This window comes from Arthrobacter burdickii, from assembly GCF_030433645.1.
GTDB lineage: Bacteria > Actinomycetota > Actinomycetes > Actinomycetales > Micrococcaceae > Arthrobacter_D > Arthrobacter_D burdickii.
Genome location: NZ_JAROCG010000001.1, coordinates 3,107,461 through 3,120,448, shown reverse-complemented (window position 1 = coordinate 3,120,448; position 12,988 = coordinate 3,107,461). Strand labels below are relative to the sequence as shown.

The window sequence follows — 12,988 nt, the reverse complement described above, 5'->3', positions numbered from 1 at the left end:
TCACGCAGTCTGGTGCACAGTTCCAGCCCGGTACACCCCGGGGACCCGTAAGCACCCGAGGACCCGGCCGGAACACCAGCACGCATCCGCCATCACACCCCGGGACCGGCTGATCCTCACGCTCACGCTTGCGGCCTGCCGGCCGACTCGTTTGCGGCTGCGGTTCCCAGCGCCACCGACGGCAGCAGGCGCCCGCCGGGGTGCAGCGCGCCGATTCCACACCTCACCCAGACTTGCATAACGGACAAGGACCCCGCCCCAGGGCCAAGCCCCGGGCGGCGCATATCCGTCTGGGGCGGGGCCTTTGCAGGGCGGATGACCCATACAAGGGCACGACAAGGGTAAGGGTCGGAGTGCTCCATCACATCTGTGCCAAGCGCGGAGGTCGATGAAGTGGCCGCCGGTGCTTCGTGGTTCCATAGATAGGTAAGACCCACAGCAAAATAGAGATCCGCCGGCAGAGAAGCGCCGGCACCTGATGAGAGGACCCCGCTGCCATGGCTGACCAGGAGCACACCGCTGGACGAGACGGGGAGTCCCGCAGGGCGGGAGATGGCACCGGCGGCCGTCAGGGAGGATCCGAGCAGTCGGGTCGCCGTCATTCATGGGGATCGAAAGCCGGCAATGCGAGTGCACGGTCGTCGTCACCCCGTAGTTCCAGCAGTGAGCAATCCCGTGACCGTCGGGAGCCCGGACGGACCGGGTCAGAGCCGGGCAATGCGACGCGCGGCCGGGCAGGCGGAGAGCGTGCGACGTCCAACGACGAACGCCGCGGCCCCCGCGCGGAGGGCGGTTTCCGCGGAACGAGTAGCGGCGGACGGCCCACGGGCGGACGTCCGGCATGGAAGGGCCAGTCTGATCCACGAGGCGGCGATCGCACGGGCGGGTCGTACAGCCGGGACGGTCAGAGCGGTCAGCGTGATCGTCCGGGTTACAGCCGGGACGGTCAGAGTGGTCAGCGTGATCGTCCGGCATACGGACGAGATGACCAGGGTGGTCAGCGTGATCGTCCGGCGTACGGACGGGACGACCGGGGCGGGCAGCGGCGCAGCGAGGGTCGCAACGACCGCACGGGATCGGGCGGCCGGTCCGCAGAGCAGTCTTCGGATCGTCCGACTAGGGCACCCGAGGGTGGCAGGGGCGCGCAGCTCCGTGGCACAGCCTCTCGTGGTGGTTCAGCATCAGGATCTTCCAGCGACAAGCAGTCCCGCTTTGCGGGTCGTGGGGCGCCGACCAGCCGCACCGGTGAAAGCCGTGAGCGTCCTTGGCAGTCGCGCTCAGCATCGGAGGAAGGACGCCCGGGGAGTGAACGTCGTTCGTCTGAGCGGAGTGGTTCCTTCCGTCGCCCTGCAGATCGCCAGGACCGGGGCGGCAGCGCGGAGCGTCGCAATGATGATCGGCGCCGCGGGACCCGGCCGGACGATGCAGTGTCGGCAGGGCCGCGCCCTCACAACGCGCGTGACCTCCGCAGCGCCAATCGGCCGGATCGCGAACGGTCTCCCGAGATCGATGAGGACGTCAAGGGTGATGAACTCGACCGGGTGACCCGCGCTCAGGTCCGCAACCTCGAGGAACGCAGTGCCGAGTGGGTCGCGAAGCACCTCGTGATGGCGGGGCGGCTCATCGACTTCGAGCCTGAACTTGCCTTCCAGCACGCCCTCGCAGCGAGTCGTCGCGGTGGACGCCTGGCTGCAGTCCGTGAAGCCGTAGGCCTGACAGCGTATGCTGCCGGCCACTACGGCGAAGCGCTCCGGGAATTCCGGACCTTCCGGAGGATCAGCGGATCGAACGTCCACTTGCCGGTCATGGCGGATTGCGAGAGGGGCCTCGGGCGTCCCGACAGGGCGCTGGATCTTGCGCGGAGCGAGGAAGCGGAGTCGCTCGACGCTACCGGCAAGGCCGAGCTCGCCATGGTGGTCTCCGGCGCACGCGCCGATCTCGGTCAACTGGATGCTGCTGTCGCTGCGCTCGAGATCCCGCAGCTGGACCTCCACCGGGCCTTCTCCTTCAGCCCCCGGCTGTTCCGCGCTTACGCGGATGCACTCGACGCTGTCGGGCGCTCCGACGAATCGGGTAAATGGCGTCGTCAGGCGGGCGTCGCAGAGAAGGCCCTCGGGCTCGACGACGATCTCGAGCCCGACATCGTCGACCTCGGCGAGGACGACGAGCCTGCTCCCGTGACTGTACCCAAGGTCGGTGACCTGCTCGGCAGGGCCGCTGCCGCTCCGGCGGCAGATCCTGCCGGTGATGCCCCCGTACAGAATGGCGACGCCCCCGTACAGAATGGCGACGCCCCCGCACAGAATTGCGACGCCCCCGCACAGAATGGCGATGTCCCTGCTCAGCATGGACAAGCAACGGATACCAGCGATGCCGAAACCCCCGACGGTGCGACGGACGACACGGCTGAGGGTCTGCCTGACCCTGACGGGGATGCGGACGGGGATGCGGACGCGGACGGAGGCCCGGGTCTGCCGCTCAGCACAGAGGGGGCAGAACCCGAGGCAGCAGGCGACCCGGCGGATGACACCGAAGAAACCGAGCGGGACGGCGGTGAAGCCCAGGCAGTGCCGGTCGATGCCGTGCCGGTCGATGCCGTGCCGGTCGGCGAGACCGCCCACCCTGTCCAGTCCCTCCAGACCGAGATGCTCTTCAGCATGGACGAGTCGGGTGCGGCGGACATCGCGCCGTCGGGCGACGACGGATCAGCGGACGAACGCCGGCCCTCGGCAGGCCCGGCTGTCGAGTTCTCGGAAGCAGGATCGAGCCCGGCGGGGCACGATGCCGGCATAGGCGAGCAGGCTGGCGAGCAGGCAGGCGGCGAAGCCGATGCGCGCGAGCGGGCCGGCAAGGCCGAGGCGAGCCAGGACGACGTCGTCGATGACTGAGCGCCTCATCGACGGATACGACGGCGTGCTCGCTGACCTCGACGGCGTCGTCTACGCCGGACCGCAGGCCATCCCGGGGGCTACTGAGGCCCTCGAGAAGCTCGCCGGGGAGGGCAAGAGCCTCGCGTACGTGACCAACAACGCGTCCCGCTCCTCCGAGCAGGTGGCAGCCCATCTCCGGGAACTGGGCGCTCCGGCCACCGCGGAGCAGGTCTTCGGTTCGGCCCTTGCCGGCGCGGAACTGCTGGCCGGCCGGGTGGCCGCGGGGTCGACGGTGCTCGTCGTGGGGAGCGAGACCCTCGCTGACGCCGTCAGGGCGCAGGGGCTGGTCGTCGTCGCGTCGGCGGACGACCAGCCGGATGCCGTCATCCAGGGGTTCGCTCCCGGGCTGGGCTGGAAGGACCTCGCCGAGGCTGCCTACGCCGTGGCTGCGGGCGCGGTCTGGGTCGCCACGAACACGGACATGTCCATTCCGCAGGAGCGGGGCATCGCGCCCGGGAACGGCACCCTGGTGGCGGCGGTCGCCGCTGCCACGGCGAAGTCGCCGGCGGTCGCAGGGAAGCCCGAGGCCGCCCTCTTCGAGACGGCGGCCCGCCATTCCGGCGTCGACCGCGCGCTGGTGGTCGGGGACCGCCTCGACACCGACATCCTGGGTGGGAACCGCGCGGGGATGGCCACAGCACTGGTCCTCACGGGCGTGGACTCGGTCCGCACCGCCCTGGTAGCGCGGGTCGACGAGCGCCCGGACTACCTGATCGGTTCCCTCGCGGAGCTGTACGAGGAGTACCCGGAGGTGACGCACGACGACGGCTCGTACGGCTGCGGCGGGGCCGCGGCTCAAGCGACCGAGACGACGGTGACCATCAGCGGGCGCGAGGGGGACCTCGACAGCTGGCGTGCCGCGTGCGCGGCGTGGTGGGCCGTCCACCCCGAGGAGGCGCCGGCGGTTCTGCCGGAGATCCGATTCACAACCGGTCGTTAGGCTGGAGGCAGGAACGACAGCTTCGGCGCGGAAGGGCGATCAATGGACGACGACATGGGTAGCGGGGACGACGGCGACCTGCGTCCGCTGACCGGCGACCCGCAGGTCGACCGGATCGTGGCCGTGCTCGACGGGCTGGACGACCTTCCCGTTCCGGAGCACGTCGACATGTACCTCGACGTCCATGCCCGGCTGAGCAGAGAGCTGAACCCGGAACAAGGACTCCGCCAGGCGGGAGCCCATGGCGCGCCTTGACCAGGAACTCGTCGCCCGCGGGCTCGCACGGTCCCGCTCCCACGCGGCGCAGCTGATCGCGGCCGGCCGTGTCCTGAGGGATGGTGCCGTGGCGAGGAAGGCCTCCGCTCCGATCCTCCCGGCCGACCGCCTCGACGTCGAGGAGCGCGGCGAGGAGTACGTCAGCCGTGCCGGTACCAAGCTCGACGGCGCCCTCCGTGCCTTCCCGGCCGTGGATCCGGCGGCCCGGCGGTGCCTTGACGCGGGTGCCTCGACCGGAGGGTTCACGGACGTCCTCCTGCGGCGGGGAGCGCGCGAAGTGGCCGCGGTCGACGTCGGGCACGGCCAGCTCGTGCAGCAGTTACGCGACGACCCCCGCGTCCAGGTCTTCGAGGGAATGAACGTCCGCCACCTGGACCCTGCCGACATCGGGGGGCAGGTGCAGCTGACCGTCGCGGACCTGTCCTTCATCTCGCTCCGGCTGGTCATGCCGGCGCTCGCTCATGCCACCTGCCCCGGCGGCGAGCTGGTCCTCATGGTGAAGCCCCAGTTCGAGGTCGGGCGCAGCGGGCTGAACCGGCTCGGCGTCGTCACGTCCCCCGAGGCCCGACACAGGGCTGTTGCGGGAGTGCTGCGCAGCGCGCTCGAGTGCGGGCTGGAGATCGCCGGGGTCGCGCAGAGCGAATTGCCGGGCCAGGACGGCAACCTGGAGTACTTCGTGTGGATAAAGGTGCCGAGCGGGGGATTGATGCCTAGGATCGAAGGGGAGCTGGACCGGTTGGTGGACCAGGCACTCGCCCAGGGAGCCCTCTTTCCGCCACCGCCCCGCCCGACCAATCAGACGGAGCTTGATGAGTAGAAGAATTCTGGTGCTCGCGCACACCGGCCGAAGGAACGCAATGGTCGCGGCGCAGGAAGCGTGCACGCGCCTCCACGACCTCGGACTCCAGCCGGTCATGCGTCCCGAGGAACTCGCCGACCTCCAGCGCGAGTACGGCGCCCTCGCTGCTCCTGCCGAGGCGCTGGGCGACGGCGTCGACTTCGGCGACGTCGAACTCGTCATGGTCCTCGGTGGTGACGGCACCATCCTCCGTGCGGCGGAGCTCGTGCGGGAAGCGGAGATCCCCCTGCTCGGCGTCAACCTCGGACATGTCGGTTTCCTTGCCGAGAGCGAGCGGGCCGACCTCGAGGAGACGGTGCGCTGGGTGGCCGACCGCAGCTACACCGTGGAGGAGCGGACCACCATCGAGGTCCTCGTCTGGCAGGGCGACACCCTGCTCGGCCAGAGCTGGGCCCTCAACGAAGCGGCCATCGAGAAGGCGAACCGTGAGCGCATGATCGAGGTGGTTATGGAGGTGGACGGGCGTCCCGTGAGCTCCTTCGGCTGCGACGGCGTCGTCCTTGCCACGCCGACCGGTTCCACCGCCTATGCCTTCTCCGCCAGCGGCCCCATCGTGTGGCCGGAGGTGGAGGCGCTGCTCATGGTCCCGATCAGCGCCCACGCGCTGTTCGCGAAGCCACTGGTCGTGGCACCGACGTCGGTGCTCGCCGTCGAACTCCTGACCCGCACCGAAGCCGCGGGAGTGCTCTGGTGCGACGGACGACGGAGCATCGACCTCCCGCCCGGAGCCCGGGTCGAAGTGCGGCGCTCCGAGCACCCCGTGCGCCTCGCCCGCACGCACCAGACACCGTTCTCGGAACGCCTCGTCCGGAAGTTCGAGCTGCCGATCCAGGGGTGGCGCGGCCCCGTGAAGCACCAGGACGGACAGCGATGATCGAGGAGATGCGCATCCGCGACCTCGGTGTGATCACCGACGCCACACTCAACCTCGGCCCCGGCCTGACCGTCGTGACCGGCGAGACGGGCGCGGGCAAGACCATGGTCATCACCGCGCTCGGGCTCCTGCGCGGTGCCCGCTCCGACGCCGGCGCCGTCCGCCTGAACGCGAAGTCCGCGTCGGCGGAGGCCGTCCTCCGGCTGGACCCGAACAGTCCGGCTGCCCTCCGTGCCGCGGAGGCGGGGGCCGTGCTGGAGGAGTACGACGGCGTCGCCGAACTGATCCTCGCGCGGACCGTGACGAGCGAGGGACGAAGCCGCGCCTACGTCGGCGGCCGGGCCGCACCCGTCGGTGTCCTGGCCGAGCTGGGTGACGAACTCGTCGTCGTGCACGGCCAGTCGGACCAGTTGCGGCTGAAAGGCGCCCCCGCGCAGCGGCAGGCGCTCGACAAGTTCGGCGGCAAACCTGTCGAGGAAGCCCTCCGGGCCTACGGGGATGCGTTCCGCCAGTGGCGCGACGCCCTCGCCGAGCGCGACCGTCTGCGCAGCGAAGCCCGCGAACGGCTGCGTGAGGCCGAGGGCCTCGAAGCCGCGCTCACCGAGATCGGGGATCTCGATCCGCAGCCCGGGGAGGACGTGGCGCTGAAGGCGGAGTCGATGCGGCTCGGCAACCTCGAGGAACTGCGCACAGCTGCCCTCGTGGCCCATCAGGCGCTCGTCTCCGAGGACATCGGAGCCAGTGCCGACGCCGTGTCGCTGGTCGACGAGGCGAAACGGCAGCTCGAGGCCGTGGCCGAGCACGACGCCGACCTGGGCGCGCTGGCCGAACGACTCGCCGAGGTCGGTTACCTCCTGGCCGACATCTCGGCCGAACTGGCGGGGTACGGCACGGCACTCGACAGCGAGGGCGCGGGCAGGCTCGAGGAAGTCGAATCGCGGCGTGCGGCGCTCTCCGTCCTCGTGCGGAAGTACGCTCCCACGATCGACGAGGTGCTGGCCTGGCAGGAGGACGCCATCAAGCGCCTGCTCGAACTCAGCAGCGACTCCTCCCGCGTGGAGGAGCTCGACGACGTCATCGCCGATCTCGACCGCCAGGTGCACGAACTCGCGGACGGTCTGTCCGCCCTGCGCCGCACCGCAGCCGAAAGCCTCGCCGCGAAGGTCAGTGACGAGCTCACTGCCCTCGCGATGCCGGACGCCCAGCTGCTGATCGACGTCACCCCGGCGGAATCGCTGACGGCCCACGGTGCCGACGACATCGCCTTCACCCTCCAGCCGCATCCCGGCTCGGCGCCGCGCGCCCTCGGCAAGGGAGCGTCCGGTGGAGAGCTCTCCCGCGTGATGCTCGCCATCGAAGTCGTCCTCGCCGCCGTCGACCCCGTGCCCACCTTCGTCTTCGACGAGGTCGACGCCGGCGTGGGAGGCAAGGCTGCCGTCGAGATCGGCCGGCGGCTCGCCATGCTCGCGGAGCACGTCCAGGTCATCGTGGTGACGCACCTGCCCCAGGTCGCGGCCTTCGCCGCACGGCACATCCGGGTCACGAAGAATGTCTCCCGCGACGGCGAGGGCGGGGGCGTCACCGCAAGTGATGTCGAGGTGCTGCCCGACGAGGAACGCGTGAGGGAGCTGGCGAGGATGCTCGCGGGCCAGGAGGACTCCGCCTCGGCCCGCGCACACGCCGAGGAACTCCTCGCCGATGCAGCCCGCACCTTCGCTCGGTGATAGGCTTGAATTCCGTGGCGCAGCAAATAAACTCCCGGTTCCTGAAATCCGCAACGACCAAGCACATCTTCGTGACTGGCGGCGTGGCCTCCTCACTCGGCAAGGGACTGACGGCTTCCAGCCTGGGTCACCTCCTGAGGGCGCGCGGCCTCTCCGTGACGATGCAGAAGCTTGATCCCTACCTCAACGTCGATCCCGGCACGATGAACCCCTTCCAGCACGGGGAGGTGTTCGTCACGGACGACGGCGCCGAGACCGACCTCGACATCGGACATTACGAGAGGTTCCTCGACGAGAACCTCGACGGGTCGGCGAACGTCACGACGGGCCAGGTCTACTCGACCGTCATCGCGAAGGAACGCCGCGGCGAGTACCTCGGCGACACCGTCCAGGTCATCCCGCACATCACGGACGAGATCAAGCGCCGCATGCGCCTGCCGGCCGACGCGGTACCGGGCAAGAAGACCCCCGACGTCATCATCACGGAGATCGGTGGAACGGTCGGCGACATCGAGTCGCAGCCCTTCCTCGAAGCGGCCCGCCAGGTCCGCCAGGACGTCGGCCGGAACAACGTCTTCTTCCTGCACGTCTCGCTGGTCCCGTACATCGGCCCCTCGCAGGAACTCAAGACCAAGCCCACCCAGCACTCCGTCGCCATGCTGCGCTCCATCGGCATCCAGCCGGACGCCATCGTGATCCGCTCCGACCGTGAGGTTCCCGCAGCGATGCGGGAGAAGATCGGCCGCATGTGCGACGTCGACCTCGACGCCGTGGTGAACGCCGCGGACGCCCCCAGCATCTACGACATCCCGAAGACCCTGCATGCCCAGGGCCTCGATGCGTACATCGTCCAGGCACTCGACCTGAAGTTCAAGGACGTCAACTGGACCAAGTGGAACAAGCTCCTCGAAGCCGTCCACAACCCGAAGCACCAGGTGGAAGTCGCGCTGGTGGGCAAATACATCGACCTGCCCGACGCGTACCTGTCGGTGACCGAGGCCCTGCGGGCGGGCGGCTTCGCGAACAAGGCGAAGGTCACCATCAAGTGGGTCCCCTCCGATGAATGCCAGACCCCCGAGGGCGCTAAGAAGGCCCTGGCGGGCGTCGACGCCGTCTGCATCCCGGGCGGGTTCGGTATCCGCGGCCTCGAGGGGAAGCTCGGCGCGCTGACCTACGCCCGCGAGAACAAGATCCCGACCCTCGGACTCTGCCTCGGACTGCAGTGCATGGTCATCGAGTACGCCCGGAACGTCGTCGGACTCGAGGGCGCCTCCTCGAGCGAGTTCGAGCCCGACACCCAGTACCCCGTCATCGCGACCATGGCGGAGCAGCTCCACATCGTCGCAGGTGAGGGGGACATGGGCGGCACCATGCGCCTCGGCCGCTGGGAAGCGAAACTCCAGGAAGGCTCGGTCGTCGCCGGGACCTATGGCAAGACCACGGTCTTCGAGCGCCACCGCCACCGCTACGAGGTGAACAACGAGTACCGCGAGCAGATCGCAGATGCGGGCCTCGTGTTCTCCGGAACGACGACGGACGGCAATCTCGTGGAGTTCGCGGAGCTGCCGAAGGACGTGCACCCCTACTACGTCTCTACGCAGGCGCACCCCGAGCTGAGCTCGCGCCCGACACGGCCGCACCCGCTGTTCGCGGGCCTGGTCAAGGCGGCACTCGAGCTCCGCGGCGCGAAGGCCTGACGGTGCAGCCGGCCGGCAGCGACGACGCCACGTTCAGCGACGAGCAGAGCCCGCGCCGCCTCCTCGGGACCACCACGGTCTACGAGGGGCGGGTGTGGGACGTCGTCAGCGAGGAGTTCACCCTCGCGGACGACGGCGAGGCCATCACGCGCGACTTCATCCGGCACCCGGGCGCCGTTGCCGTGCTGGTGCTGAACGACGAAGGACAGGTGCTCCTTTTGCGTCAGTACCGGCACCCGGTGCGGATGGCGCTCTGGGAGATCCCCGCGGGCCTCCTCGATGAGGAGGGCGAGGACTTCGTCGATGCCGCCGCACGCGAACTCGCGGAGGAGGCCGACCTCACGGCTCGGCAGTGGGACGTGCTCGTGGACATGTTCCTGTCGCCCGGCTCGTCCTCGGAGGCCCTGCGCGTGTACCTGGCGCGGGGGATCGGGGACGTCCCGGAGGCCGACCGGCACACGCGCATGCACGAGGAAGCCGAGATCGAGCTGATGTGGGTGGACCTCGACGCCGCGGTGGACGCCGTGCTGGAAGGCCGCATCCACAGCCCGTCCGCCGTCGTCGCGATCCTCGCAGCACGCGTGGCACGCGAGACCGGCTTCCGCGAGCTCCGCCCCGCGACGACCCCCTGGCCCGAGCACCCGAGCCAGCATTCGACCTGGCCGCGTGGCGCCGTGCTGGAGAACTGACGACCGTGCCGGATCCGGCGGCAGGGGACGACGGGCCGGTAGCAGTCCTCGTCCGGGACTACCTGCAGCACATGTCGGTGGAACGCGGGCTGTCCGCCAACACGCTCGCCGCGTACCGGCGCGACCTCCGGCGCTACGAGTCCTTCCTCGTGTCCCGGGGTGCGGACGATGCCGCCCGCATCACCCGGCATGACGTGTCGGCCTTCGCGCAGGCCGTCGTATCGGGGGAGGACGGGTTCTCACGCCTGAGTCCACGTTCCGCTGCACGCACCATCGTGGCCGTCCGGGGCCTTCACCGTTTCTGGGCACTGGAAGGCGTCACCGACGGCGATCCGGCCCGTGACGTCCATCCTCCGATGACGGGCCAGCGCCTGCCGAAGGCGATCCCTGTCGCCGAGGTGGTGCGGATCCTGGAGGCCGTGGACGTCGGGACGCCGTCCGGGCAGCGCGACCGCGCGCTGCTCGAATTCCTGTACTCCACCGGCGCCAGGATCAGCGAGGCCGTCGGCCTCGATGTCGACGACGTCTCCGTCAGCGACGCGCTCGAGGGCCCCGCCGTCGTCCGGCTCACGGGTAAGGGCTCGAAGGAGCGGCTCGTACCGGTAGGGTCCTTCGCTGCGCGCGCGGTCGACGCGTACCTCGTGCAGGGCCGTCCTGCCCTCGCCGCGAAGGGCAAGGGCAGCCCCGCGCTCTTCCTCAATACGCGCGGGGGCCGCCTGAGCCGCCAGAGCGCCTGGAGCATCCTCAAGACGGCGACGGAGCGGGCCGGGGTGACGCGCGAGGTCTCACCCCACACGCTGCGGCACTCTTTCGCCACCCACCTGCTCGAAGGCGGGGCCGACGTGCGGGTGGTGCAGGAACTCCTCGGGCATGCGTCGGTCACGACCACCCAGGTCTACACGCTGGTCACGGCCGACACCCTGCGCGAAGTCTATGCCGCGGCGCATCCCCGAGCCCGTGCCTGAGGCCGCGCCGGTGCCGGAGACCGGGCCGGTGCCGGAGACCGGGCCGGTGCCTGAGGCCGGGCCGGTGCCTGAGGCCGGGCCGGTGCGGGAGGCCGGGCCGGTGCCTGAGAGCGCGCCGGTGCCTGAGAGCGCGCCGGTGCCTGAGAGCGCGCCGGTGCCTGAGAGCGCGCCTGCGCCTGAGAGCGCGCCTGCGCCGCAGGCGTCCCCGGAACCGGAGCCTCCCGGGGAGTGGATGACCGTCGACGGCGTCGCGTATCGCTGCGTGGTCCTGTGCTTCCTCTTCCGGTCCCGCGGCGGCGCAAGGGAGGTCCTGCTCGGACTCAAGCGCACCGGATTCGGCACCGGCAGGGTCGTGGCGCTCGGCGGGAAGATCGACGGGCGGGAGTCCGCCGTCGGGGCCGCCGTCCGTGAGGTCGCCGAGGAGAGCGGCATCGAGCTGGCGCGAGACGAGCTGCGCGACGCCGGCCGCATCTCGTGGTCCTTCCCCGCGCAGCCGGCCTGGAACATGGCGGCGTTCCTCTTCACCGCGGACGCCGGCGTCACGCCCCCGGTGGCCAGCGAGGAGATCGAACCGCGCTGGTACGCCGTCGACGACATCCCCTGGTCCGGTATGTGGCAGGACGCGCCCTACTGGATACCGGCCCTGCTCGACGGGCGCCAGATCGACGCGCGCATCGTGATGGATCCGGACAACGAGGGCGTGGCCAGCGCCGTCGTGGACTGAGCTGCGGTGGGCCGACTCGGCTGCCCTCGACTCCGGCTGACCCGGCTCCTGGGCAGCGGAACCATGACCGGCGGCACCGGCGGCACCGGTGGTGTCGTGCCGCCGGTGCGGGTCCTCAGCTGTCGCCCACGTGCCGCTCGTCCGGGCCGTTGTAGAGACTCAGGGGGCGGATGAGCGAGTTCGACGCCGCCTGCTCCATGATGTGCGCCGTCCAGCCGGTGATGCGCGCTGCGATGAAGAGCGGCGTGAACATCTCGGTGTCGAAGCCCATCAGGTGGTAAGTGGGGCCGGCGGGGTAGTCGAGGTTGGGCTTGATGCCCTTCGCCTCGTCCATGGCCGTCTCCAGCCCGGAGTACAGCCCGAGGATCTCGCTGCGCCCGTAGTACCCGATCATCGCGTCGAGTGCCGCCTTCATGGTCGGGACCCGGGAGTCGCCGTTCTTGTAGACGCGGTGCCCGAACCCCATGACCTTCTTCTTCGACGCCAGGGCGTCCTCCATCCAGGCCTTCGCGCGGACGGCGGCCTCCTCGGCGGTCTCGTCCTCCCGGATGCCGATCTCCTCGAAGGTGTGCATGACCGCCTCGTTGGCGCCGCCGTGCAGAGCACCCTTGAGGGCGCCGATCGCGCCCGTGACGGCCGAGTGCAGGTCGGAGAGCGTCGAGGTGATGACCCTCGCCGTGAAGGTGGACGCGTTGAACGAGTGCTCGGCGTACAGGACCATGGAGACGTCGAATGCATGGACCACCTCTGCCGGAGCTTCCTCCCCGAAGGTCATCCACAGGAAGTTGGCCGAGTAGCCGAGGTCGTCGCGGGGCTCCACGAGGCCCTGGCCGCGCCGCCGGCGCTGGTCATAGGCGACGACGGCGGGGAAGACGGCGAACAGCGCCGCGGCCTTCTCCCGATTCGCCTCGACCGAGTCGTCCCCTGCGAGGGGGTGGCTCGCCCCCAGGACGGACACGGCGGTCCTCGCCACGTCCATGGGGTGCGCCGACAGGGGCAGGAGGTCGATCGCCGCGACCACGTGCCCGGGCAGCGTGCGGTGCTCCCGCTCGAAGGCGTCGAACTGGCGGCGCTGGGAGGCATCCGGCAGCTCCCCGTTCCACAGCAGGTAGGCGACGTCCTCGAAGTCGCGGTGCCCGGCCAGCTCCTGCACGGGGTACCCCCGGTAGAGCAGCGAATTCGTCTCGGGGTTGACCTTCGAGATCGCGGTGTAGTCCACCACGACCCCTGCAAGCCCCTTGTGGATCTCTGGTTCTGTCACGGCTGCTCCTCCTGGGATGGTCCTGCGGAATCCGGTGTGCGTGCCGGCG

Annotated in this window: 11 protein-coding genes; 10 read left to right on the top strand and 1 reads right to left on the bottom strand. The window is 70.1% G+C overall.

Features of this window, described 5'->3' with window-relative positions; genetic code table 11:
• Positions 1 to 1,427 precede the first annotated feature (1,427 nt).
• The 10 genes from P5G52_RS14655 (at position 1,428) to P5G52_RS14610 (ending at position 11,678) form a co-directional block, all read left to right on the top strand.
• A complete protein-coding gene (locus P5G52_RS14655; protein ID WP_301228562.1) occupies positions 1,428 to 2,888 on the top strand; it encodes a hypothetical protein in 1,461 nt (486 codons plus the stop codon).
• Positions 2,881 to 3,870 carry an HAD-IIA family hydrolase gene (locus P5G52_RS14650; RefSeq protein WP_301228560.1) on the top strand — a complete coding sequence of 330 codons (990 nt, stop codon included), beginning with the start codon at positions 2,881 to 2,883 and terminating at the stop codon, positions 3,868 to 3,870. The genes P5G52_RS14655 and P5G52_RS14650 overlap by 8 nt, the downstream gene beginning before the upstream one ends.
• A gap of 42 nt (positions 3,871 to 3,912) precedes the next feature.
• Positions 3,913 to 4,125 carry a hypothetical protein gene (locus P5G52_RS14645; protein ID WP_301228558.1) on the top strand — a complete coding sequence of 71 codons (213 nt, stop codon included), beginning with the start codon at positions 3,913 to 3,915 and terminating at the stop codon, positions 4,123 to 4,125.
• Entirely contained in the window at positions 4,112 to 4,963 is an 852-nt protein-coding gene (locus P5G52_RS14640; RefSeq protein WP_301228556.1) for a TlyA family RNA methyltransferase, read from the top strand. Before P5G52_RS14645 ends, P5G52_RS14640 begins: the two co-directional genes overlap by 14 nt.
• Entirely contained in the window at positions 4,956 to 5,879 is a 924-nt protein-coding gene (locus P5G52_RS14635) for an NAD kinase (protein ID WP_301228555.1), read from the top strand. The genes P5G52_RS14640 and P5G52_RS14635 overlap by 8 nt, the downstream gene beginning before the upstream one ends.
• Positions 5,876 to 7,603, top strand: coding sequence for a DNA repair protein RecN (gene recN, locus P5G52_RS14630; RefSeq protein ID WP_301228553.1), 1,728 nt, complete (start codon positions 5,876 to 5,878; stop codon positions 7,601 to 7,603). Before P5G52_RS14635 ends, recN begins: the two co-directional genes overlap by 4 nt.
• Positions 7,600 to 9,300, top strand: coding sequence for a CTP synthase (pyrG, locus tag P5G52_RS14625; protein ID WP_301228551.1), 1,701 nt, complete (start codon positions 7,600 to 7,602; stop codon positions 9,298 to 9,300). The genes recN and pyrG overlap by 4 nt, the downstream gene beginning before the upstream one ends.
• Positions 9,301 to 9,302: 2 nt before the next feature.
• Positions 9,303 to 9,989: an NUDIX domain-containing protein gene (locus tag P5G52_RS14620; protein WP_301228549.1), complete on the top strand. Its 687-nt coding sequence runs from the start codon at positions 9,303 to 9,305 to the stop codon at positions 9,987 to 9,989.
• Between the two features lie 5 nt (positions 9,990 to 9,994).
• Positions 9,995 to 10,954: a site-specific tyrosine recombinase XerD gene (gene xerD / locus P5G52_RS14615; protein ID WP_225437347.1), complete on the top strand. Its 960-nt coding sequence runs from the start codon at positions 9,995 to 9,997 to the stop codon at positions 10,952 to 10,954.
• Positions 10,955 to 11,186: 232 nt separating this feature from the next.
• A complete protein-coding gene (locus tag P5G52_RS14610; RefSeq protein ID WP_301228546.1) occupies positions 11,187 to 11,678 on the top strand; it encodes an 8-oxo-dGTP diphosphatase in 492 nt (163 codons plus the stop codon).
• A gap of 115 nt (positions 11,679 to 11,793) precedes the next feature.
• Here the strand turns inward: P5G52_RS14610 and P5G52_RS14605 are convergent, their stop codons facing one another.
• On the bottom strand, positions 11,794 to 12,939 hold the full coding sequence (locus P5G52_RS14605) for a bifunctional 2-methylcitrate synthase/citrate synthase (RefSeq protein WP_301228544.1): 1,146 nt from the start codon (positions 12,937 to 12,939) through the stop codon (positions 11,794 to 11,796).
• Positions 12,940 to 12,988 lie beyond the last annotated feature (49 nt).

Excerpts from the sequence above, each read along its gene's own strand:
- P5G52_RS14640 (WP_301228556.1), top strand. The coding sequence starts at position 4,112 with ATGGCGCGCCTTGACCAGGAACTCGTCGCCCGCGGGCTCGCACGGTCC.
- P5G52_RS14610 (WP_301228546.1), top strand. The coding sequence starts at position 11,187 with ATGACCGTCGACGGCGTCGCGTATCGCTGCGTGGTCCTGTGCTTCCTC.
- P5G52_RS14635 (WP_301228555.1), top strand. The coding sequence starts at position 4,956 with ATGAGTAGAAGAATTCTGGTGCTCGCGCACACCGGCCGAAGGAACGCA.
- P5G52_RS14650 (WP_301228560.1), top strand. The coding sequence starts at position 2,881 with ATGACTGAGCGCCTCATCGACGGATACGACGGCGTGCTCGCTGACCTC.
- P5G52_RS14645 (WP_301228558.1), top strand. The coding sequence starts at position 3,913 with ATGGACGACGACATGGGTAGCGGGGACGACGGCGACCTGCGTCCGCTG.
- recN (WP_301228553.1), top strand. The coding sequence starts at position 5,876 with ATGATCGAGGAGATGCGCATCCGCGACCTCGGTGTGATCACCGACGCC.